Below are 22465 nucleotides of genomic sequence, written 5' to 3'. Positions count from 1 at the left end.
AGATATCCTCCAAAGTTGGTTAGAAGGATTAGTCTTGCCATTTTGATTTTACAAATGCATCAATTCGACGGACTGCCTCTTCTAATAATTCTAAAGATGTAGCATAAGATAATCGCATTGTAGTTGGTGTACCAAAACCAGAACCCGGAATTACCGCTACGTTTGCTTCTGTTAAAATATCCGCAGCAAATGCATCTACTGAATCATAGCCAGTATGAGCCATAGCTTCTGCAACGTCTGGCAATAGGTAGAATGCACCTTGTGGTTTCAAGACCTTAAAGCCAGGAATTGCACTTAGCTGTGGATAGATTTTCTCAAGACGTGATTCGAATGCTTGACGCATTTCTTCTACAGTGTTTTGAGGTCCGTTATAAGCTTCCACTGTTGCATATTGTGCGGTTGTCGTTGCGTTTGATGTAGAGTGTGAAGCAAGGTCAGTCATTGGTTTAATAATGTCTGCATTACCTGCTGCATACCCAATACGCCAGCCTGTCATCGAATGCGATTTTGCTACACCATTTACTACGATTGTACGTGCTTTCACTGCTTCAGATAATTCAGCAATTGAAAAATGCTCTATACCATTGTATACAAGCTTCTCATAAATTTCATCTGACACGATTAAAATATCTTTTTCTTCTGCAACAGCAGCCAATTCTGCTAGCTCTTCACGAGAATAAATCATACCAGAAGGATTACTTGGCGAGTTAATGATGACTGCTTTTGTTTTATCTGTTATAGCCGCACGTAATTGAGCTGCAGTAATTTTATAGTGTTGTTCACGCGTACCTTCCACATAAACTGGTACACCGCCTGCCAATTTTACTTGCTCAGGGTAAGAAACCCAATATGGGATTGGGATAATCACTTCATCGCCTTCGTTTAAAATAACTTGGAATAACGTGTACAAAATATGTTTTGCACCAACGCCTACGATGATTTCATTCGGATTGTATGTAAGGCTGTTGTCGCGTTGTAGTTTGTCGATGATTGCTTTTTTAAGCACTGGTAGACCGCCAGCTGGTGTATATTTTGTGAGGCCCTTTTCCATTGACTCAATGGCAGCGTCTAAAATATTACGAGGTGTGTTGAAATCTGGCTCACCAGCTCCTAAACCAATTACGTCGATGCCTTGTTCTTTTAATTCTTTCGCTTTCGCAGTAATTGCTAAAGTTGAAGATGGTGTTAAAGTATTTACACGGTTTGCTAATAGTTTTTTCATACGGAATCTACTCCTCTTATAAGTTCTTAATGCGCTTCACCCAGTCGCCGTCCTCAAACAAAATATAGACATAGTTGAGCTTATCGTGGTTATTGACGTACGTAATTTCCCAAACAACCCCGGGCTCCTCATAACCTAATTTCATATGTAGTACCTTTTGTACATTTCCTTCATCTTTAAAAACCGATAATGCTTGTTTTTCCGTAATGCCATCTTTCAAAAACACTTCCTGAATGGAATCCTCTTCTAGATTCGTCGGAACAAAGACGGCCTTTTTTTCACCATTTTCGTCTACCCCGAACACAGTGACATACGAATTTTTGCCATTATATGTGTAGGACTCCGAAACAACTGCGAGGGCTTTGGCTTCGAGGGCCAACTGTTCAGCCTGCTCTTCAATTGAACGGAACGGAGCCTCGGCTTTCCAGAGTACTAAAATACTTATTACAAGTGACAAGGAAACCATAAAGACAGAAATGAAAATCAGCCAGTTTTTCATCTATTCACCTTATGTCCCACACCTAGTATATTCCTCACTAAGAGTGCATGATGTTTTTGTGTGTCTATAACTGCATTTACTTTCATTTTGCTTACCATTTTTGTCAACCTGCTTTCTTTCCTCATACCACAACATTATACACCAATTATGCGCTGTCGTGTTTCCTAATTTTATATATTGTACGTTGATAGAACAACGTTTTCAAATGATTCGAGCAACCAATTTAATTTTCCGCTTTTTTACGAAAAAAGATAGCCCTGTTACGTAAAAAATTCCTATTCACCTTTGCAAATAGGAATGTAAAATCAATGATCCGATCGTTAGCCTCATTCCATTCATAGCTCACTAATAACATAGGTCGCCCGTCCATCATTTTTGGCTCTATACAAGCTACGATCGGCTAGCTCAAATAGATTTTTAAAGTCATAATTTTTTTGATCATTGATACAAGCGCCCATGCTTACCTTGATAGGATAACGTTCATTATCGTAATCAAGCGCTAATGTCAAAATATAAGCGTGCAAATCCATCACAAGCCTGTTTATAGCTGCCCCATCTTTGTTGCGGATGCAGATGATGAATTCATCGCCACCATAGCGAATAATCTCGGCGTCCTGCTGCAGTAAAAAATCTCTTAAGCCTGAGGCAAGAAGCTGTAAAATCATATCGCCAAATAAATGGCCATGCCGATCATTATATGTTTTAAAATAGTCGATATCGAGTACGATGATCCCTACAAAGAGTTGGCAATTTTGCGCTCCTTGTATCCATTCATGTAAATCAGAATCTATAAAGTGGCGGTTCAGCACCCCTGTTAATGGATCATATAGCGCCTTTTTCTCCAACTTTTCCTTTTGTTGATTAAACTCTAAATACATCACCTGTTGAAGCAAATTATCGGCACTCATTTTTTCCGTGAGGTCGATATAAGCTCGTTGCACTTCAAAAATTTCATCACGGCGATCTAATTCATAGAGCACATGTAAAAGCATGCGCATCACTTTCTTTAATATGGGTTTATCGCCATAAGATTGTGCAAGCTCAATCGCTTGCTGATAATAGACCACTGCCTCTTCAAGTTTGTGCTGTTTTTCATATAAAAAGCCATAGCCAAACAAAGCTGCTACCTTTTCACGTTTATGATTATGAACAAGCACGGAACTCAGCGAACTATCTAGCAATGCTTGGGCAGTGTCAAAATCCCCTTCCCAAATATAAACGTCCGCTATGTTATTATTGATGCGAATTTCTTGTAATTTCGCCAATTCTGGTTCGACCTTAACCAATTCTTTATTGTATGCAATCGCTAAAAGTCCTGCTTGCATCGCCTCGCTGTAACTTCCCTTTTCCACTTCAAGATAACAGAGATTATTATGACAACGTACAAGCATGACTAAATCCTTTAGCTCCGTAGCATACTCAATTGACTTTTTGGTCATTTCCACCGTCTTCTCGTGAACACCCACCAAATCATATATTAACGACATCACGAGGTAAAAATGCATGATATCTTTTGCTGTGCCATACTTTTGACAACATCCTTCGTACTCATCAATGAGATTCACCATACTTAATGTATCACCAAAAGCATGATGAATTAATATTTTTTGATAGTATAAATCCAACCCATGGCCATAATTACCATTCTCTATAGCAACCAATAAACCTTGTTTTGCAAGAACTAAGGCTTCTGACAAAAGTCCTTTCGTGCGCATTTCCATGATCGTTTTATTTAATTCATCTAATGTTAATTCCAACTAATCACCACTTCTCTATGCCTAGAATTTTCTTTATTTCTACTATATCTTAGCGTAGTGAATAAGCTATCTATCAATTATAAGCCAAGTCGATATCCTCGTCCTTCTTTTCTAAGACATCCCATAAATTACCGCTCACCGTCACCAGATGATAGCTCGGTACAGTTTCTGCAATATGTGTGGTAAGGCATCAAAGCTTTGTACTTGATGAAAAATAACATCAGCAAGCTGATTGCCAACGTGAAAAGTCACTCCATTGTCATCTTGCCGATTTACGAAAAATTGCCTGCTCATTGCCCACCCCTTCTTAGTACGAAAGAAACGTTCCCTCTCGACAAATAGTTCCCAATCCATTATAAGAATTTTTGCACTTCGATATTTTTTTATATATTAGCACAATTACTTCCATTTTTGTCCTAGTTTCTTATTATTTTCACCCATATGATGTAATGGATTGTGTATTTATCTATGTAAAAAAATAAGGGACGTGATGACTTGTATAAAAAAGTGAATCCTTCTGATCCAGCTTCTATTCCTAAATTTGTAGATGAGCTACCGAAGCCAGCGATTGCGAAACCAAAATACTGTAGTGGCCAACCAAGGAGAGAGTATTATGAATTACAGATGATGGCAGCCGAGCATCGTTTCCATAAGCGTTTTCCACTGTCAACCATATGGGGATATAACGGACTCTATCCTGGGCCAACCATCGAGGCTTCAAAAGACAAAACCATCTATGTTAAATATAAAAACCAACTACCGAACAAACATTTTTTACCAGTAGATGTCACCCTTCATGCCGCTAATGATTCACAGGAGGTAAGAACTGTTACTCATTTACATGGGGCAAATGTAGATTGGGAAAGTGATGGACATCCAGAAGCTTGGTACACGAAAGATTTTATTCACACAGGACCCAAATTTACGAAAGAAATACATGAATATACCAATCATCAACCCGGAACAACGATGTGGTATCATGACCATGCGATGGCATTAACGCGATTAAATGTGTATGCAGGGCTTGCTGGTTTTTACTTGCTTCGAGATACACTAGAAGAACGCTCCAACTTACCTTGTGGGGATTATGAATTCCCGCTATTAATCCAAGATAAAACGTTTAATCAAGACGGCTCTCTGTTTTATCCCGACGCGCCAACATTCCCTGTTCCCGTAGACCCTTCGATTACACCAGGATTTGTCGGTAATACAATTGTTGTCAATGGTAAGGTCTGGCCTTACTTAAATGTCGAGCCTCGGAAATACAGATTTCGTATACTTAATGGTGCCAATAGAAGAGGCTTTGTCATCAGCCTTTCAAATGAACAGTCAATGATTCAACTCGGTACGGATGGTGGCTTTTTAACAGCCCCTCGTGAAATTCAGTTTGTCGAGTTATTACCTACAGAGCGCACAGATGTCGTCATAGATTTTACAGATTGTGCAAGACAGGAAATTACATTACTCAATACTGATACAGATTTTATAGATGAGCATACAAGTATGATTATGAAATTTAATGTTAATCTCCCACTGCAATGTGAGGATACCAGTGATATACCCGAGAGGCTGGCTGTATCGATGGATTTGCATCCGCATCATGCGCATATCGAGCGTAACCTGCCACTTAGCGCTACTACAGATGATTTTGGCAGGCCAATGTTATTACTAAATAATCGCATGTACCATGACCCTGCTACTGAAAAGCCAGCACGAGACACTATTGAAGTATGGAATTTTATTAATACCACGCCCTTTATCCATCCTATTCATATCCATCTCATTCAATTTAAAATTCTAGAACGACGGCCCTTTGATGTTGAACTATACCAAAGCGAAGGCAAGCTTGAATTTACAGGACCTCCTGAAGAGCCTCATGACTATGAACAAGGTTGGAAAGATACCGTAAAAGCTGACGCAGGCAAAGTAACAAAAATTATTATGCATTGGAAAGATCATATCGGGCATTACATGTGGCATTGCCATTTCCTTGAACACGAGGACCATGATATGATGCGTCCAATACTTGTCATGAAAGATGTTCACCCTGTTCAACAGCCCCATGCCGAAACACAGCATACTTCGGAACAACATCAAAGCACGACTACTGTCACAAACACCCCCCAGCAAACAACCCCACTATTAAATAATACGCACAACATCGCGTCCTCAACCAAACAAACACAACACTCTGCTGAAGAGCATTCTGCAATGCAAGACGATGATGTCCTACATGAAGATGACGTGCAAGATACGGATGCTCAAGAAGATGATCAGGTTCGTCCTCTAACCCAACCGATGCTCCCGTCCAACAGGCTCCGTCCTCGTCCGAGGCCCAATAGAAGGCGCAGAAGACGACGTTAATAACAGAAAATACGATTTTTTTCATTACAAACAAATAACAACCACCTATATTTAGTGTAGGATACTTTCACTACTACTATATAAAGGTGGTTTTTTGATGTGCTTAATGCCATAAGGCTACCCTCTGTTTTAGCAGCAACTTTGCAGGCTGTGTCACCAGCATAATGGTCGTTCCTAACTGATTGATATCTGTTAAAATATTCATCATGTCAATTGTTGCTTTTGTATTTAAAGCACCGGTTAGTTCATCGCCAAAGAGAATCACAGGGTTGTTAATAAGAACTCGGCAAATGGTGATTCTAGTAATTTGCCGCCTGATGCCATGAAGAAATAATTCCGCAACACTCATCATCAATTCAGTGGCTCATTTGCCGATGACTACTCATGGTTTTTGCTAAATAAGCTAATAAAAGGATGTTATCAAAAATATTTAGGTTTATTAGTAAATGGCCATTTGGAATTGAACTCGTTATCGTTGGTTTACTAATAATAATTGATGCTTATTTAGTCGGGAAAAAGCACTACGAGGGAAAACTAGTAGGAAAATGGCAGTTTTTTTAATTATCTTTAGGAGGAATAATTATGTTTTGTCCACACTGTGGTGAGGAAATTGCAGTACAAGCAGAAATTTGTCCAAAATGTGGTGTTCGTGTACATAAAACACAACCAGAAGTTGACGAAGCCAATGTTACGATTAACATCCTTTCCGTTTGTTGTACCCCACTTATAGGGTTTATTATGTATTTTTTATGGAAGGACAATAAGCCTAAAGCGGCGAAATCAGCTTTAGTATGGGCGCTGATCGCGATTGCTTTATACATAGTCTTAATAGTAGGCTTTGGCGTACTAGGATTTTTACTTGATGATGGCTATTAACAATTAGTATCAATTAGTTACAACATGAAAGGCAAAAATTATTATTTAGTTTTGCCTCAGATTGAAGACAAAAGGTTTCGGGAATGCTGGACATTCCCGAAACCTTTTGATTTTTTGTTCAAATGCGAGTTAGTCTATTTCTCTGTAAGTTTTTCACCATAATTGCACCACATACCCCTGATTTGCGTATCGAGAGGGAAAAGTTGTGAGATTCCTGTGGAGGACCGAGCTAGCTGCCCCCACGGAAAGCGAGTGGCTTTTTCCTTTTTCATTTCATATTCAGTTCATAAACTAGTGTTATAGTAATGACATAGCAGTACTAAACATTTCTTTACGAAAATTGAGGAGGATTTTGAACAATGAAAGCAATAAAAAAGGAAGCTAAATCGACAGATTGGCGACGTTTTATACGACTTATAAAACAAGCAGAACCCCCAACACTGCTTTTAATCGTTGCCTTATGTATGAGCTTAGCGACGACCGGCGTGGGCTTTATCGTGCCATTATTTACAAAAAAACTGGTGGATGGCTTTTCATTGGAATCCCTTGATTATTGGCAAATCATTTTATTAGGTGTTGCCTTTATCGCCCAGGCCATCGCGAGTGGGCTTTCAATCTATTTTTTAAACCGTGTTGGTCATCAAGTTGTAGCAAAATTGAGAGATCAATTATGGAGAAAACTACTGCACTTACCTATCCCTTACTATGATAATCATGATACAGGGGAGACGTAAGTCGCGTCACAAATGATACAGCAGTGGTTAAGGATCTTATTACTGAACATCTTGCGAACTGTTTAACAGGCGTTATTTCCATTATTGGTTCCGTCATCATTCTATTATTCTTAGATTGGAAAATGACAGTAGTCATGCTAATTGCTGTGCCGGTAGCAATGATTATTTTAATGTTATTAGGAAAACGCATGTTTGTGATTTCAAAAGGGATGCAAGACGAAACGGCGAAATTTACAGCGGTCTTAAATCAAGTTTTACCGGAAACACGTTTAGTGAAGGCATCTAATGCCGAAACCATTGAATATCAACGTGGTAAAAAAGGCATTACCAATTTATTTAACTTTGGCTTAAAAGAAGCAAAAATCCATGCACTTATTTCACCGTTAATTTCCTTTGTGCTGATGTCTGTACTCGTTGCGATCATCGGCTATGGTGGTGTGCGTGTTTCTTCTGGTGAGCTCACAGCTGGCGACATGGTAGCGTTTATTTTATATTTAATTCAAATCATCATACCAATGACGCAATTAACAATGTTCTTCACACAATTGCAAAAAGCGATGGGTGCCACAGAACGCATCAGCGCCTTACTTGAACACGAAGAAGAAGATATTTATGTAGGTCAACAATTAGATACCGTAAAGGACCCGATTCATGTAAAAAATGTAGACTTTGCATATGGTGAGGAAGCCATATTATCTGCTATCAATTTCTCCATTGAACCAGGTAAAGTGACAGCTATTGTTGGACCAAGTGGCGGAGGAAAAACGACGACATTCTCTTTACTAGAACGATACTATCGCCCTACTAAAGGCATCATTACACTCGGAGATACACCGATTGAAACATTCTCCCTCCATTCTTGGAGAAGCCTAATTGGCTACGTTGCGCAGGAAAGTGCGCTGATATCCGGAACCATTCGCGATAATATTTGCTATGGTATCGGCAGAGAAGTGCCAGATGAGGAACTGCACAAAGTGACAAAAATGGCTTATGCTGATCACTTTATTAATGAACTGCCCGATAAATTCGAGACAGAAGTCGGCGAACGCGGCATAAAGCTTTCTGGTGGACAACGACAACGCATTGCCATCGCACGCGCATTATTGCGTGATCCACAAATTTTAATGTTAGATGAAGCAACCTCAAGTCTTGATAGTAAATCAGAAATTTATGTTCAAAAAGCGTTGGATAATTTAATGCAAGGCAGAACAACAGTTGTTATTGCGCACCGCCTCTCTACTGTAGTGGATGCCGATCAAATACTATTTGTTGAGAAAGGCCATATTACTGGTAGTGGCACCCATGAAACGTTATTTAAAACACACGATATGTACAGAGAGTTTGCCAAACAGCAATTACGTATTAAAGAGTAAAGTTGAAAGGATTTGTTATCATGACAAAACTATTAGTTGTGGATGATGATAATCACATTAGGGAATTAGTCAAAGTATTTTTACAAAATGAAGGCTTAGAGGTTGTTGAAGCAATGGACGGTGTAGATGCACTGTCCAAACTTAATACAGAAAAAGTGGATATGGTCATCATGGATATTATGATGCCGAACATGGACGGTTGGGAATTATGTAAGGAAATACGACAGTATCATCATGACTTACCCATCCTGATGCTAACGGCAAAAGGAGAAACCGCCCAGAAGGTGAAAGGTTTTAACCTTGGCACAGACGATTATCTTGTGAAGCCATTTGAGCCAGCTGAGTTAATCGTTCGCGTAAAATCCATTCTAAAGCGCTATCATATTTCCTTATCGCAAACTGTGGAAATTGGCAACGTTAAAATGAATCGTAATACGTACGAACTCGTGTATGATGGCGAGCATATTACACTACGCTTAAAGGAATTCGAGCTTTTATTTACATTAGCAAGTTACACGGGGAAAACATTCTCGCGTGAACAGTTAATAGAAGAAATTTGGGGCTACGACTATGAAGGTGATGAACGGACCGTGGATGTTCACATTAAAAGACTGCGTGAACGGTTTCCAGAAGAAAACAGCGGGTTCACTATACGAACGATTCGAGGTCTAGGTTATCGATTGGAATTGCACGCATGAAAAATGGGAAATTTGTCCTCAGACTACTCATGGTACTAACTGTCTTTTTGGTGGCAAATATAATATTTGCGTTTATTGCCTTTCATATCACTTCTTGGATTTATAGTTGGTTAGGGAAACATCCCTATGGATTTTGGCAACAATTCAATACAGTCATCGCTGTATTTGTGCTGTTCGCCTGCTCAGCCGCCATCATTTTTTTACTAGGTTTAAAAAAACAACGTAACTATTGGGACACCATTGTCGATGCGATTGGGCGCATTGCTAAAGGCGATTTTAGTGTTCAATTAGATCTCAAATCAGATGAGGATAATGATCATTTTGGTCAACTCATTAGTGGTATTAACAATATGGCGGTGGAATTGGGTGAATTAGAGCGCATGCGGCAAGAATTTATCTCAAATGTTTCGCATGAAATTCAATCACCCCTCACCTCTATTAACGGCTTTGCCAAGGCTTTGAAAAACATTGACTTATCGGAGGACAAACGGCATCACTATTTAGAAATCATCGAGATGGAAAGTCATCGGTTATCGAAAATTAGTGATAATTTACTAAAGCTGACTTCCTTAGAATCTCAGCACCACCCGTTCGAACCGAAGCTTTATCGGCTAGATAAGCAATTACGGAATGTTGTATTATCGCTTGAACCTAATTGGTTAGAGAAAAATATTGACATGGATATTCAATTGAAGCACCTTTCGTTTATCGCGGATGAAGATTTAATGAATCAAGTTTGGATGAATTTACTCAGCAATAGCATTAAATTTACACCGCATGCTGGCAACATTAGGCTTACGATGACTTCACAACTCGATACAGTGACCGTTGTCATTACTGATAACGGCATCGGACTGACTGAAGAACAACAAAAGCATATTTTTGAACGTTTTTATAAAGCAGATCAATCGCGGGTTGCTACAAATGGCGGCAGCGGCCTCGGATTATCCATTGTAAAAAAAATACTCGATATGCATCACGGTAACATCACGGTTCAAAGTAAGCTTGCCGAACATACAACATTTACTATTACACTGCCCCTTGAAGGTATAAAATGAACATGAAAGCAGACGTTGCGACATCCTTGTTGCATCGTCTGCTTTTGTCATCACTTACTAGGAAGCTACTTTGCTAAAATACTGATAGATTTTTTCTAATTTTTTGTGTTGCCCTCCCTTTTTACTCTCCATATTGCCAAATTCAAAGAACTTCACTTTCTTAATCCCTACGAAATTAAATAAAGCCTTTCTCATCAAAACTTTATGGGCATTATTTAGCCATAACAGTGGATATTTTGTAGGGCCCTTCATCGTCGATATACAAACGACTGATTTTCCTTTTAGCAGCCCCTCCGGTAGTAGTCCTTTTTTATCTCTGTAAGCAAAATTGGCCGCAAATAATTGATCTATATAGCCAAGCAGCATCGCTGGCGGTCTTCCCCACCATATTGGATACACAAAGACAATTTTGTCAGCCCACGTAAGTTGGTCTCTATATTTTGCTAGCTTAGGATCTCGATACATATCACGACGACGCTTATGTTCATTAAATTGTAAAATCGGATCAAAGTTTTCTTCGTACAAATCCAAGACTTGTAATTCACTTATGTACGGATTTTCGTTACAACCTTTCATAACCTCCTGCAAAAAGGCAAAGTTTAAACTTTTATGATTAGGATACGTGTAAATAATTAATGTTTTCATAATAGCCTCCATTACTTATCATTTGATAACTAAATAATACCCTCCTTTTATTTAGTTGTCAAATGATAATTGTTTTACGATAAGTTATTTGTTATCTTGTCAATAGAGGTGAGTTCTATGGACAAGAGTGCATTATTCAATCAATTTGTCACGTTTACAACAGCCGTACATGAGGTAACACATGACTTAACACAAAACGTTAACATCGACACCGTTACGCCTGTTCAATATAAAATTCTGGAATATATAAAAGTGAGCCAGCCTGTCACACCTACTGAAATTAGTGATTGCCAACATATGTCATTACCTAATACAAGCCGTGAACTCAAAAAACTCCAAGAAAAAAATCTAATCGAAAAAATTACTGATACCGAGGACCGCAGAAAACAATCTATTTGTCTTTCGAAGGATGGAGAACATATGATGAATGAGGCTTTTGCCTGTGTTGAAGTACGTTTTCAACAGCTCATGCAAAATGTCACAGAGGAAGATTTAGCAGAAATTCAACATGCTTTAAATGTGCTACAAAGTAAGCTATTCAATCGTCAAAAATAGACCACAATGCCTCAAAATTATCGTTAAAAAAAATTAAAAGAATCCATTTTGAAAAATCAAAGTGGATTCTTTTATGTTATCGTTGAATAAGACCATTGATGTTCACTGCGGGCGGAACCAAGCCGCTCTCATCATTTTGCTAGTCCAGGACTCAACTGTCCCGCTCTTCCCGCTACGTTCCACTCACGCTTTCGTAGCCAATAGGATTCGGAAGCGTTGCCCCTTCCGTTCCAATTCACTGACTACGTACATATCACTCAATACAAAACATCCAGATCTATCGTATCGAATTCACAATACTTTTACGGTCAGATGCCTTGATGACAAAACAGCTTCTTAATTTACATCGCCTAAATAAATCGGAGACTTTTGATTATTAATATGCTGTATTATGCACTTTCTTAGTTCTTTAGGATAGATCCGATATTGCAGTAAATCATGAATAGGTAACCATTCTACCCCAACCTGATGGCTATCTGGATTTGTTGGTATTTTGGTGTGGTCCCTGTCATCAATTAGGTTGCACAGAAAATAATACTCAACTTGGTGCACATCAAAATCAAAGGAAGCATGCTCGTGGTTTTTTCCTATATAATCCCGAATAAATCTTCTTTGCCCTTCTGATAGAGATGTGTATCTTCCGGATACTGATTGGCAAGTTTAATTTTTAAATTACCGTATTCTTTTGCTATGTCAGGGTTATTGAATAAGTATGCTTTAAAGTTTAGATGCTTTTCAATATTCTCATGCCCCTGTTGATAAATATGTACATGAAGCGTCCTTTTATCTAGGCCTTTAGGGAAGTATCTTCTACCAGCTATTCCGTATTGCGCTCTTGCGACATACCCTATTGATTGCATTTTATCAGCGTATACATCCACATTTTCAATTTTTTTTACTACGATTAATATATCTATTATTGGTTTTGCGTACCCAATGCATTGAACTGCTGTACTACCTATCTCAAGCAATTCATTGTGAAATATCTCTTTTAGTATTTTCGCCTTCTTGATTGTAGGATTCTTCCCAATTTTTTGTCCAAGGAACAATTTCAGTCTTTCTCAAATTCTCAACCCTCCTAGGTAATAATTATTGGTTTTTTATATTCACATAGAAATCGTTCTACACCTGGATACTTCTCTCCTAGACTCGTTATCGTAAAACCGTAGTTTCGATAGAATGCTATGGCATCATGATCCGTCTCTGCAGAAATCAGTGAATATTTATCAGAAATAGAATGTATCATTTTGCTGCCAATACCATATCCTCTTCGATTGGCAAATACTGCAATGTGTTTAATTTCGCACGCAATTAAACTTATTTGTTCAATCCCGATACATCCCACTATCTCTCCTGCAATGTCAAAACTATATAATGTTCGATTTGATGAAGTTACATATTTTTCATATTCTTGCTCAACTTTATGATGTGAGGTCGCAAGAGATAGCAGGTTGCTTATGGACCGAGGAATTAACTTTTTTCATCATCAACAATCATCACCTTTTTCCAAAATTAACGGTCAGTAAGACGCCCACCTCAAGTAGAAAGATGAGAACGAGTCAACTAGCCGGGCGATGGACTGACTGTAAAAGCTCGATTGGATCAACAACGAACCATCAGTGGAGGATGAAGCAAACCCCCACTGATTGAAGTTTCACTTTATCAATCTTCAATATGCTGTAGGAATAACAACTGCCTTACACGCTCTTTCATAAAATTCTAGCGGACCTGCTCCTCCAATAATGGCATATTCATAGCCGATATCATGCATATCTTTTAAACAATGATGCAGCAAAGAATAGCCGATTCCTTTCACTCTATTAGAGTGTGAGACGCCCATCGGACCGAAATAGCCTTTTCTATTTTTATATACATCAAAAGCGGCAAACCCTACTATTTCATCTTTACTATCAAATGCTATATAGATAGAAGGTTCATCTAGCAAAAATGCACTTCTAATCGTTTCTGACCATTGTTTTGAAAATTGATGTTCCACAAAATGAAGAAGGTCGTTTGCATCGTGTACATTAACTTTACGAATGAAGTTCGAATGCACTTGAGGAAATTGATATTGGTCAAGGTAAGCAATCATATCTCGGGAGGCCGTCCCAAGGCTTAATAATATTTTCTTATCTTCATCTGAAACAAAATGGTCAAGCGTGTGAGTCGTCAATAATGCTTTGAGTAAGTGCCCTTCATTCATGTAGACTTGCTTATATTTTTTCATATATTGAAAAGCCACTTCCAAGACGGTTAACACATCTTCCGTTACTGGAACAGAGAAAAATTCACTTGTTGCGGTATGTTGATTTAAATCCGTACACAGCTCCTCTGCCAAAACCCTCAAAGAAGCTACCTCTAAGGTGCTCTTCCATGATATTTCTCCAAGTGCTCCACCTTTTTCTGCTAAACAAGCAATCAGAAAATGAACCGGCTGTAACACTTTGTATGTTGACAGTTCCGCTTCATTTTCTGCGTTTGACATGATGCTGATCATACGATTTGTTACCTTAACAATTGATTGCTGCAATTCCTGTCACTCCTCAGAAAATCTCGCCAATTATTTTTTAAAACCACAAATTAACCTAAATTTTCAAACTTCTGTTATTTCTTCTACAACACTGTTCATGATACGATAAGTAATAGATAAATAATCATTTAATACCATCTTAGTTTTATTTTAACATCGCTGAATCGTTCGTTAAACAAGCAAAAGCATATGTATTTATTTCAAATAATTACGTGTGAGTCGTCACCCAATTAGTGCTTCATTAATAGTCTAAGGATGTAGAGAAGGAGGAGACTCAAGTGGATGCAGTTTTAGAAAAGCACTGGCTAGACAAACATGTAGAAACGCTTCCGTTATGGCAACAGACCGCTTATAAAGCCTTCTCTGCCATGGTTGCAGATGACGCCAATACGTTCCCTTGTATCCCAGCCAGAAAGGGCTATTTTTCGAATGAACTGCGATATGGTTTTGTTGGCGATCCACGCGAGGTTCATTCCGCAAAAGAACTAGCAGCATGCCTAAAGGCGTACAATTCATGTGCTCGAACCTCGGGGGAATATACTTCATTGGCGGTATTTTTTGAAACGCCTGAAGAGTTGCTTAACGACTATGAGGTAGAGGATTATCGGCAATTATTTTGGTCAGTTTTAAACAATTTAACGACATATGATGATGTGGATTGGCCAGTAGATATTCCGTCAGACCCGTCCAATTATCAATGGGAATTTTGTTTTGATGGGGAGCCTTATTTTGTATTCTGCGCTACACCAGCACATCAATTGCGAAGAAGTCGTTATTTTCCAACACTGTTTATGGCATTTCAACCCCGCTGGGTATTTGCGGACATGAACGACACGACTGTCTTTGGTCGCAATTTAAAAAAATTGATTCGTAAGCGCATTGATGCCTATGATGCCATTCCAGGTCATCCCGATTTAAAATGGTATGGGCAAGCGGACAACCACGAATGGAAACAGTATTTTATCAGTGATGATGACCGTAGTCCAGCTACATGTCCATTTTTCAAGATGTATCAGAATCTCAAGTTTCCACCACAAGAGTAACAGCTGTCATCATATACGCTGATGCTTACGCCATTTTTTCATCATCAATAGTGTCGCAATAACGATTAGGACTATAAACAGCAGGCTCACATAAAAGCCGAGTCTGCTTGTTTTCTCACCTAACGTGCCAGATACAGTGAACACAATCAATACCATACCTATGCCATTTTTCACGTGTTGCGCTGTCGTTAAATCCATAAGCTTTGCATACGTCACTAAAATAAAGAGCCAATTATAAATTAACATCAAGCCCGCAGCTGTAATCAAATACTCAAATATCTTTTCCGGTATTAAAAACCCAATTACAATCGTGATGATCAAACCACTTGCCAAAAAGAGCAATGCAGGCAACGGCACGTTCATCTTGCCTTTTTTCGCTAGACAAGCTGGAGCATCTCGATCTTCTGCAAGAGTCGTTATGATCGTCAAGACAGCATACAAGGACGCAACCATAGTGGAGAAACCTGCAATAATTAGAATGCCATTAATAATATCCGTTACATATGGGATGTGAAAATTTTCAAGCGCAGAAATAAAGGGACTTTTATCGACATGAAAATCTCCCCAAGGAACAAGCATAAGTGCCAAGGCAATGGCCATGACATAAATTGTGGTAAGTACGACAATCATTACTTTTCCAGCTTTAGGTGCTTGCTTTGGATCTTTTAAATCAATGACTAATAAACCCATTACTTCAATACCACCAAATGCATAAAATGCATACAATAGGCCTAGCCATATGCCTGTCACTCCTTCAGAAAAAAAACTCCGATAGTTTTCTATAAAAGCATCCATGTGTCTTGCTTCCCCATTGAGACCTTTAAACACAAGCATGATGGCTACAACAATGAACATAACAATGGCAGCGGTTTTCAGCACGCCAAAGATATGTTGGAAATTTTCGAAACCCTTCATCCCCGTAAGAATGACCAACAAACCAAGCACCGCATAAATGGACGTCGCAATCCATAATGGCAGTGATGGAAACCAAAATCGTGTAAAGATTCCTAATGCCATTAACTGGCTACCCATTATCAGCATTTCTGACATCAAATAGACCCATCCATTGCTAAAACCAGCCCACTTGCCAAAGGCCTGTTTGGCATAGGTACGGAATGAGCCCTTCTCTGGATTGTCAACAGACATCATTACTAGTGCATCATAAACGAAATAGGTACCTATTGCCGCTACTAAAAAAGAAATTAACACCGCTGGACCACTTTTCTCAATAGCCATACTCGTCCCAAGAAAAAAGCCTGTCCCTAATGTACAGCCCACTCCGAGAAGGGAAAGTTGCCACCATGACATACGACCTTTGCTTGTTTTCGATGTCATTCGAATCACTCCGATGCCTGTAAAATGAATTACTTTTTCCGCACTAACGGCAATGTCATACAGCGAATACCCCCGCCGCCTTTTTCAAGTTCTGTCACATCCATTTCGATGATGTTCTTCTTTTGTAATAGAGGATGATTTTTAAATGGTTGTTTCGTAGCCTTCTTACTAATTAACAATGTTTCTGGATTCAGGTTTAGAAAGTTAATATCAGGAATCGTATTATATTTATCGAGCCAATAGATGTCAAAGCCGTGGCGTTTTAGAAAAGTGGCTGTCATGTCAAAACGCGTTGATTGTGGCGTTAATACATGTACAGGGAAATAACGCATAAAGCTCTTAGCCATTACTAAGTCCTTATGTGCCACATTACAGTTCATATCCAAATGAAGGGTATCCGATTGCCGAGGTAAGTCAATAATTGCGATTTCAGAAAAGCCTGCCTTAAAGATATCCTCCTTTACACACTCCACACCTTCTATTGTTGTGCGTACGCCAATATTAATAAGCACAGCGTCTTTATTGAGAATCAGAACATCCCCAAACTCCAATGCTGTTCGCGGGTCTTTGATGTGTCTATAGCTTTTAGGGAACCATTTTTCGAGGAGTTCATGGGCTTGTACATATTCCGGGCGTCTCATCGAAATGCCCGCAGCTCCAGGTAATATCACCTTGCCAAAGACACAGGCAAGATCACGCACAAAATATCGATTAAGGAGCTGTTCACTTAATTGTTGTGCCTGTACTGGTAGCTCCTGCGCATAATCAATAACTGTAACCCCTGCATTTTCTAAGACATCTTTAAATGCTAGAAAATTTTCCAAGGCTCTGGCATGATGAACAGCTGCGCTCCATTGCACATTCTCAGCCGTTTTTAAATCTGGCACATCCCATTTAGAGGGTGCACAAAGCATTACAACCTCAAGTTCCTCGTGTTCTGACCAACAATTCGGTTGAAATGAGTACATAGTGAATTCTCCCCTTTTTCACGTCTTCTATTTAGGCTTACCATCGCCAAAAGGATTATACGGAGCTTGTTGCAAGAAGTCGCAAAAAAGCACATCAAAAAGATGATGTGCCCTCAAGTAAAATATTCTAATTTCGCATGAGGAAAAAATTTTTGCATATAGCCGTACAGATGCTCTTTGATATCTTGTTCTTCCTCTTTTTGATAAATATATTTGCCAATCCCATATTTGCCCCACTTATACCTTCGTACTGTCTCATCCAATTCTAGCTTGGTCATCGGGTAATTTTTTTCAATCACCCTTTTAGCAGGCTTCGTAAATCGATGTTGAATAAATTCAAAAGTAATATCCTGTCGTGCATCTTGAGGTAATTCTGCATCCAGCCGCTCAAACATATGATAATAGCCTTGTTCCCAACCTTCATGAAGATAAATCGGCGCTACGATAAAACCAAGTGGATAACCAGCCCTCGCCACTTTGCCCGCCGCCTCAATTCGCTTGTCTAACGGTGAAGTGCCCGGCTCAAAATTTTTAATGACATAATCGGCATTGACACTAAAACGAAATCGGGTCTTACCATTATGCTTGGCATCTAACAAATGATCGACATGATGAAATTTCGTCACGAAGCGTAATTGACCCAACTCACGTTGGCCAAAATGTTCAATCGCCCTTTTTAATGTATGGGTTAAGTGATCTATTCCTACAATATCAGACGTACAAGATGCTTCAAATCGTGTAATTTCAGGTGCTCGCTCTGCCATATAATGGTCAGCCGCTTGCAGAATTTCATCGACATTGACATATGTGCGGATATACGGCTTACTCCCCATCGTTGTCTGCAAATAACAATAATGACAATGCCCCATACACCCTGTCGCAAAAGGAATGGCATATTCCGCTGAAGGTTTGGAGGTATCGAATTTCAACGTTTTTCGAATGCCAACAACCAGTGTGGACTTAGCAATGCGATACTTTTGCAAATCATTATCACCCGGCAGATTGCGTACCTGATTATGAGAAGTCGTATAGCGAATTTCCACACCCATGTCCTCGAATTTCTCTTTCAGCGCTTGTCCGAGCGGATAATCTAATGCATCCGGCTCAAAATAAACAAGCTGAGGTGTAAATGGCTTTTTCATGTATACCCTCCATCAATGAAAATACTGATGATACGCCTGTTCCGCATCCATTTCACTTGCAAATACTACAAAATCAGTCGTTAGAGGATAGTACGTTTCAAACAGAAAAAGCGCTAATTCATTTGGATTTTCCGGATTTTTCACGACAGCTGCTTCCTGTATATTCGCTACATCTTGAATATGTGGATTCCGATAAAAAATATAGACAATATCCCCTGCATTATACTGTTGTTGCATTTTTTCACCTTCCCCGCATCTTTCCTGTTAGTTTGGCTAAAAAATCATAAATTTATGTAGTGTTTTTGGAGAAACATAAATTATTAAAATTGTTACCTGTGGCTAGATATTGCCACTTTATCCTTCCATTTGCACGAGGTTTCACAATTATCGTTTATTACATAGATTAGAGCCCTAGATGTAATACGAATATTACGTGATTCCACTAGCAAACTGACCTCTATTTTTTTCAATAAATTGATACTTTTAAATAGGCCAAGCGTTAGCTATGATTAGCAGTGCATGCAGATTTGATGTACATAGTAGAGGTTTCTACGGAAAAGGAAATTCCTTACAACTATTGCTTGATACCATTAAAAAGAAAAATAAGAAAGGTCTATGACTATGCAAAAAACAACGACTTATTCACACTCAAACACTTTTGATTTAATCCTATCCGCAATGTTAATTGCACTCGTATTCGTTGCAACTCTCACTTTAAATATCAAACTACCAATCACAGCAAATGGTGGGTTGGTTCATCTTGGCACGGCCATGCTCTTTATCTCATCGATACTTTTTGGTCCTAAAAAGGGCGCACTTGCGGGTGCTATCGGTATGGGCTTATTTGACTTAATATCTGGTTGGACATTATGGGCGCCAATCACCTTTATTGCTCGTGGCTTGCAAGGATATATAGTAGGAAAAATCGCTTGGTCGAACGGACGTAAAGGGAACAGTATTACGTTCAATCTACTGGCTACCATCATGTCAATTCCATTTATGGTAGCCATTTATTACGTAGGTGAAGGGATTCTATATGCGAATTGGCTTGCGCCAATGGCCTCCATTCCTGGAGACCTCATTCAAAATGCGTTGGGCATCTTTGTAGCCATTCCAGTTTGTGTTTTACTGAGAAAAGTTTCTATTTTCAAATAAGTACTTAATTGCAGCTGTAGTCACACGCAAATATTATCAACCGTCTAATGAAAAAAAATCCGCGCCACCTGGGCATAGAATTTGTGACGAAAGTACAAACGTCAGCCACAGGCAGGAAGCGGATTTTTTGCAGACTTTTATTGTAAAATTTAACTCACACCCCTGGCATAAATACGTGCTGAAAAACTGCACGGCATTTGACAGAACAAATGAAAAAAACAGTAGACAACCTCGTAACATGTCGAGATTGTCTACTGTCTAGCACATTCGCATGAATGAAGGTGCTTTATATTATTTCGATAAATCGATTTTTTTATTTAATAAATAAATAGTCACACCACCAACAGTCATTGACAATAACTCACCAATCCCCACCGTAAACCAAGTTGCCCAAAACGGAAGGTCATAGAGCAATGTTAATTGACCTGCTACGGTAAACATTGATAGCGCAAAAATCAATGCGGTCACAACCATTTTCAATATATCATTTGTGATATTTTTTGTTACTTTGCGGCACAGCATTAATACAAGAAATGTCGCAATCCCACCAATAGGTACATCCAATATCCAAGTTGGTGACATGAAATTTGCCAAGATTACGCCTATTGTCACTGCTACTACATAACGTTTGTTGTACAATGCCAGATAGTTGAACATCTCCGACAGACGTAGCTGAACAGCCCCAAAACTAATGACTGACAATACAACCGTTACAGCCACATACAGAGCTGCAACCAATGCTGTCTTAGTGAGCTCACTGACAGACATACGGGATGAGTCTTTTAAAATAGATGTATTCAATTTTATTCTCCTTTGTAAAATAGCTAATCTGCTATTTTAGTCATAACTACGACCAAAGGAAGAGAGCCTATTCGCCCTATCTGAAGTGTCGTAGTGCAAGCTAAATTTTGCTTACTTGCGTATTATAGCAGAAGAATTTATGATTGAACAATTTATTTTGTAAGCCAACCACCATCAAGCGGTATGATGGCCCCATGCATATAATCAGCTGCCTGACTAGCTAAATAGAGTGTTAAACTCGCCACTTCACTTGGTTGTGCCCAGCGACCTGCTGGTGTTTCATTGGCAACCCATTTTGCCATTTCGCCATCCCCTTCAAAATCAGCCTTGTTCATCGGTGTTTGAATGGCACCAGGTGCAATGGCATTGGCACGAATTCCTTCACGGCAATAATCTAAATCTACCTGTTTTGTATAGCCAACAATCGCATGTTTGGAGGCGGTATACGCTGCACCACCACCGCCAGCGACAAGCCCTGCAATAGATGCCATATTTACGATGACACCTGCTTTACGTTGTACCATATGGGGTAATATTGTATTCGTCACAAAATAAGTACCCTTTACATTGGTATTCATGATTTTATCCCAAAGTATTTCATCTGTATCAAGCGTTTTTGCGAAGCCATCTAACAAGCCTGCGGTATTTAGCAAAATATCCACGTGCTTATAGGTGGCTATCACTGCTTCATATGCTTGTTGTACATCGTCCTTACAGCTTACACTGCCCACCCTATAAGTAAAACGTTCAGGATATTGTCGACGCAGATTCAATAACCCTTGCTCATCCAAATCAAAACCGAATACATTGGCCCCATTTTCTAAAAAGGCAATAGCTTGAGCCTGACCAATACCTGAGGCAGCACCTGTTACAAATACCGTCTTGCCCATATACTCTTCAAACTTCATCACTTCACTCCTAATTTATATACTCAACTCTTCTTGTGTAACAGAAAGAAGCCATCTCCAATAACGATTGAGATGGCTTCTTTACCTACTATTCTACAATTATCCAATCTTCCGCTAACAAATCGCAAACAGTTGGTGTGAACATTGTATAGCCCTCACCACGTACATTAATTAAAAAATAGGGATTCAAATTCTCGCCATCATGTTTGCTTTGCCCAACAAGCTTCACATACAATTCAGCGCCGCCCCAGCCTTCACGAATACTTTTCTCGCCCGCCTTTAAACGTGGCAATACCTCTTCAAACGTCATCTATACTCATCCTTTTTCTCTGTCATTGCAAGATTTCGATACGGAAAAAAGTATACTGGATATTTGCCATGTTTACAACTGCAGTGTTGTAAACTCCCAAAAATCCTGTAGAAATACAATTACCCGTATATTAACGCTCGGGTGGCGGCAGTCAACGTTCGGGTAGTAGCAACTTTCGTCAGGTGACTACATCCTCCGCTCGGGTGGACCTGCTTTTCGCTCAGGTAATAGCATCCAACGCTCGGGTACCTCACCAGATTGTTCAGGTGTGCTACGTTTCATCGTAGCCCTTCTGCCAACAATGGAAAAAAAGAACCTTCCATCCAAACAGGATGAAAGGTTCTTTATTCTTATTTGATTAGTTATTGTTTAAACCAAGCACTTGTGCTGTAGAAGTATGAACTTCTTCTAGAAGCTCTGGGTTTTCTACTAATTTGATGCCATAAGAAGGAATCATTTCTTTTAGTTTTGGTTCCCACTCTTTTACTTGTT

The 22465-nt window shown here is 39.2% G+C and carries 24 protein-coding genes and 1 pseudogene; 8 read left to right on the top strand and 17 right to left on the bottom strand.

Annotation, left to right across the window (positions count from 1 at the left end; genetic code table 11):
• Positions 1–28 precede the first annotated feature (28 nt).
• The 4 genes from C9J35_RS08905 to C9J35_RS23540 form a co-directional block, all read right to left on the bottom strand.
• A complete protein-coding gene (locus C9J35_RS08905) occupies positions 29–1222 on the bottom strand; it encodes a pyridoxal phosphate-dependent aminotransferase (protein ID WP_107924230.1) in 1194 nt (397 codons plus the stop codon).
• Between the two features lie 16 nt (positions 1223–1238).
• The gene (locus tag C9J35_RS08900) at positions 1239–1721 is read right to left on the bottom strand and encodes a cell wall elongation regulator TseB-like domain-containing protein (protein WP_107924229.1); all 483 of its coding nucleotides are present in this window, start codon (positions 1719–1721) and stop codon (positions 1239–1241) included.
• 335 nt (positions 1722–2056) lie between these two features.
• Positions 2057–3478, bottom strand: a complete 1422-nt coding sequence (locus C9J35_RS08895; RefSeq protein ID WP_107924228.1) for a tetratricopeptide repeat-containing diguanylate cyclase — start codon at positions 3476–3478, stop codon at positions 2057–2059.
• 141 nt (positions 3479–3619) lie between these two features.
• A complete protein-coding gene (locus tag C9J35_RS23540; protein ID WP_167395937.1) occupies positions 3620–3772 on the bottom strand; it encodes a hypothetical protein in 153 nt (50 codons plus the stop codon).
• Between the two features lie 201 nt (positions 3773–3973).
• On the opposite strand from C9J35_RS23540, the gene C9J35_RS08890 reads away from it, so the two are divergent.
• Complete coding sequence (locus C9J35_RS08890) at positions 3974–5842, top strand: multicopper oxidase family protein (RefSeq protein ID WP_107924227.1); 1869 nt, start codon at positions 3974–3976, stop codon at positions 5840–5842.
• Positions 5843–5945: 103 nt separating this feature from the next.
• Here C9J35_RS08890 and C9J35_RS08885 read toward each other — a convergent pair whose 3' ends face one another.
• Positions 5946–6197 carry a P-loop NTPase family protein gene (locus C9J35_RS08885; protein ID WP_153062949.1) on the bottom strand — a complete coding sequence of 84 codons (252 nt, stop codon included), beginning with the start codon at positions 6195–6197 and terminating at the stop codon, positions 5946–5948.
• A 227-nt stretch (positions 6198–6424) separates the two neighbouring features.
• Between C9J35_RS08885 and C9J35_RS08880 the strand changes: the two genes are divergently transcribed.
• The 4 genes and pseudogenes from C9J35_RS08880 to C9J35_RS08865 all read left to right on the top strand — a co-directional run bounded on the left by C9J35_RS08880 (position 6425) and on the right by C9J35_RS08865 (position 10581).
• Complete coding sequence (locus C9J35_RS08880) at positions 6425–6718, top strand: zinc-ribbon domain-containing protein (protein ID WP_107924226.1); 294 nt, start codon at positions 6425–6427, stop codon at positions 6716–6718.
• 359 nt (positions 6719–7077) lie between these two features.
• Positions 7078–8825: pseudogene (locus C9J35_RS08875) on the top strand (ABC transporter ATP-binding protein).
• 20 nt (positions 8826–8845) lie between these two features.
• Positions 8846–9523 (top strand): response regulator transcription factor, encoded by a 678-nt coding sequence (locus tag C9J35_RS08870; protein ID WP_054767529.1) that lies wholly within the window; start codon positions 8846–8848, stop codon positions 9521–9523.
• Positions 9520–10581 carry a sensor histidine kinase gene (locus C9J35_RS08865; protein WP_107924225.1) on the top strand — a complete coding sequence of 354 codons (1062 nt, stop codon included), beginning with the start codon at positions 9520–9522 and terminating at the stop codon, positions 10579–10581. Before C9J35_RS08870 ends, C9J35_RS08865 begins: the two co-directional genes overlap by 4 nt.
• 57 nt (positions 10582–10638) lie before the next feature.
• Here C9J35_RS08865 and C9J35_RS08860 read toward each other — a convergent pair whose 3' ends face one another.
• Positions 10639–11226, bottom strand: a complete 588-nt coding sequence (locus tag C9J35_RS08860) for an NAD(P)H-dependent oxidoreductase (protein ID WP_107924324.1) — start codon at positions 11224–11226, stop codon at positions 10639–10641.
• A 117-nt stretch (positions 11227–11343) separates the two neighbouring features.
• Between C9J35_RS08860 and C9J35_RS08855 the strand changes: the two genes are divergently transcribed.
• The gene (locus C9J35_RS08855) at positions 11344–11781 is read left to right on the top strand and encodes a MarR family winged helix-turn-helix transcriptional regulator (protein ID WP_107924224.1); all 438 of its coding nucleotides are present in this window, start codon (positions 11344–11346) and stop codon (positions 11779–11781) included.
• A 587-nt stretch (positions 11782–12368) separates the two neighbouring features.
• On the opposite strand, the gene C9J35_RS08850 is transcribed toward C9J35_RS08855, so the two are convergent.
• The 3 genes from C9J35_RS08850 to C9J35_RS08840 all read right to left on the bottom strand — a co-directional run bounded on the left by C9J35_RS08850 (position 12369) and on the right by C9J35_RS08840 (position 14311).
• Positions 12369–12830 carry a GrpB family protein gene (locus C9J35_RS08850; protein ID WP_235616241.1) on the bottom strand — a complete coding sequence of 154 codons (462 nt, stop codon included), beginning with the start codon at positions 12828–12830 and terminating at the stop codon, positions 12369–12371.
• 29 nt (positions 12831–12859) lie between these two features.
• Positions 12860–13231, bottom strand: a complete 372-nt coding sequence (locus tag C9J35_RS08845) for a GNAT family N-acetyltransferase (RefSeq protein ID WP_235616249.1) — start codon at positions 13229–13231, stop codon at positions 12860–12862.
• Between the two features lie 219 nt (positions 13232–13450).
• The gene (locus C9J35_RS08840; protein WP_235616240.1) at positions 13451–14311 is read right to left on the bottom strand and encodes a GNAT family N-acetyltransferase; all 861 of its coding nucleotides are present in this window, start codon (positions 14309–14311) and stop codon (positions 13451–13453) included.
• 278 nt (positions 14312–14589) lie between these two features.
• Here C9J35_RS08840 and C9J35_RS08835 point away from each other — a divergent pair, with 278 nt between their 5' ends.
• Positions 14590–15354, top strand: coding sequence for a YqcI/YcgG family protein (locus C9J35_RS08835; protein ID WP_235616239.1), 765 nt, complete (start codon positions 14590–14592; stop codon positions 15352–15354).
• A gap of 9 nt (positions 15355–15363) precedes the next feature.
• On the opposite strand, the gene C9J35_RS08830 is transcribed toward C9J35_RS08835, so the two are convergent.
• The 4 genes from C9J35_RS08830 to C9J35_RS08815 all read right to left on the bottom strand — a co-directional run bounded on the left by C9J35_RS08830 (position 15364) and on the right by C9J35_RS08815 (position 19036).
• A complete protein-coding gene (locus tag C9J35_RS08830; RefSeq protein ID WP_107924222.1) occupies positions 15364–16689 on the bottom strand; it encodes an amino acid permease in 1326 nt (441 codons plus the stop codon).
• A gap of 29 nt (positions 16690–16718) precedes the next feature.
• Entirely contained in the window at positions 16719–17657 is a 939-nt protein-coding gene (locus C9J35_RS08825; RefSeq protein WP_107924221.1) for an arginine deiminase family protein, read from the bottom strand.
• 113 nt (positions 17658–17770) lie between these two features.
• Complete coding sequence (splB, locus tag C9J35_RS08820; protein WP_107924220.1) at positions 17771–18799, bottom strand: spore photoproduct lyase; 1029 nt, start codon at positions 18797–18799, stop codon at positions 17771–17773.
• Positions 18800–18811: 12 nt separating this feature from the next.
• Positions 18812–19036: a transcriptional regulator SplA domain-containing protein gene (locus tag C9J35_RS08815; protein WP_107924219.1), complete on the bottom strand. Its 225-nt coding sequence runs from the start codon at positions 19034–19036 to the stop codon at positions 18812–18814.
• 384 nt (positions 19037–19420) lie between these two features.
• Between C9J35_RS08815 and C9J35_RS08810 the strand changes: the two genes are divergently transcribed.
• Complete coding sequence (locus tag C9J35_RS08810) at positions 19421–19954, top strand: ECF transporter S component (protein WP_107924218.1); 534 nt, start codon at positions 19421–19423, stop codon at positions 19952–19954.
• Between the two features lie 291 nt (positions 19955–20245).
• Here C9J35_RS08810 and C9J35_RS08805 read toward each other — a convergent pair whose 3' ends face one another.
• From C9J35_RS08805 to C9J35_RS08790, 4 genes are all read right to left on the bottom strand, one after another.
• Positions 20246–20755, bottom strand: coding sequence for a QueT transporter family protein (locus C9J35_RS08805; protein WP_327323175.1), 510 nt, complete (start codon positions 20753–20755; stop codon positions 20246–20248).
• Positions 20756–20907: 152 nt separating this feature from the next.
• Positions 20908–21663: a 3-oxoacyl-ACP reductase gene (locus C9J35_RS08800; protein ID WP_054767528.1), complete on the bottom strand. Its 756-nt coding sequence runs from the start codon at positions 21661–21663 to the stop codon at positions 20908–20910.
• An 88-nt stretch (positions 21664–21751) separates the two neighbouring features.
• The gene (locus C9J35_RS08795) at positions 21752–21973 is read right to left on the bottom strand and encodes a DUF2829 domain-containing protein (RefSeq protein ID WP_107924217.1); all 222 of its coding nucleotides are present in this window, start codon (positions 21971–21973) and stop codon (positions 21752–21754) included.
• 358 nt (positions 21974–22331) lie between these two features.
• On the bottom strand, positions 22332–22465 hold a 134-nt coding region (locus C9J35_RS08790), incomplete at its 5' end, for a malate:quinone oxidoreductase (RefSeq protein ID WP_153062948.1).

It is taken from the genome of Lysinibacillus parviboronicapiens (genome assembly GCF_003049575.1).
Classification (GTDB): Bacteria; Bacillota; Bacilli; order Bacillales_A; family Planococcaceae; genus Lysinibacillus; species Lysinibacillus parviboronicapiens.
Note: the sequence above shows the minus strand (reverse complement) of the source record. Positions and strands in the feature narration are given on the sequence as shown.

Bases quoted from the DNA above. Each gene is read 5' to 3' on its own strand.
- C9J35_RS08905 (WP_107924230.1), bottom strand. From the start codon at position 1,222: ATGAAAAAACTATTAGCAAACCGTGTAAATACTTTAACACCATCTTCA.
- C9J35_RS08900 (WP_107924229.1), bottom strand. From the start codon at position 1,721: ATGAAAAACTGGCTGATTTTCATTTCTGTCTTTATGGTTTCCTTGTCA.
- C9J35_RS23540 (WP_167395937.1), bottom strand. From the start codon at position 3,772: ATGAGCAGGCAATTTTTCGTAAATCGGCAAGATGACAATGGAGTGACT.
- C9J35_RS08880 (WP_107924226.1), top strand. From the start codon at position 6,425: ATGTTTTGTCCACACTGTGGTGAGGAAATTGCAGTACAAGCAGAAATT.
- C9J35_RS08870 (WP_054767529.1), top strand. From the start codon at position 8,846: ATGACAAAACTATTAGTTGTGGATGATGATAATCACATTAGGGAATTA.
- C9J35_RS08865 (WP_107924225.1), top strand. From the start codon at position 9,520: ATGAAAAATGGGAAATTTGTCCTCAGACTACTCATGGTACTAACTGTC.
- C9J35_RS08860 (WP_107924324.1), bottom strand. From the start codon at position 11,226: ATGAAAACATTAATTATTTACACGTATCCTAATCATAAAAGTTTAAAC.
- C9J35_RS08855 (WP_107924224.1), top strand. From the start codon at position 11,344: ATGGACAAGAGTGCATTATTCAATCAATTTGTCACGTTTACAACAGCC.
- C9J35_RS08830 (WP_107924222.1), bottom strand. From the start codon at position 16,689: ATGACATCGAAAACAAGCAAAGGTCGTATGTCATGGTGGCAACTTTCC.
- C9J35_RS08825 (WP_107924221.1), bottom strand. From the start codon at position 17,657: ATGTACTCATTTCAACCGAATTGTTGGTCAGAACACGAGGAACTTGAG.
- splB (WP_107924220.1), bottom strand. From the start codon at position 18,799: ATGAAAAAGCCATTTACACCTCAGCTTGTTTATTTTGAGCCGGATGCA.
- C9J35_RS08815 (WP_107924219.1), bottom strand. From the start codon at position 19,036: ATGCAACAACAGTATAATGCAGGGGATATTGTCTATATTTTTTATCGG.
- C9J35_RS08810 (WP_107924218.1), top strand. From the start codon at position 19,421: ATGCAAAAAACAACGACTTATTCACACTCAAACACTTTTGATTTAATC.
- C9J35_RS08800 (WP_054767528.1), bottom strand. From the start codon at position 21,663: ATGAAGTTTGAAGAGTATATGGGCAAGACGGTATTTGTAACAGGTGCT.
- C9J35_RS08795 (WP_107924217.1), bottom strand. From the start codon at position 21,973: ATGACGTTTGAAGAGGTATTGCCACGTTTAAAGGCGGGCGAGAAAAGT.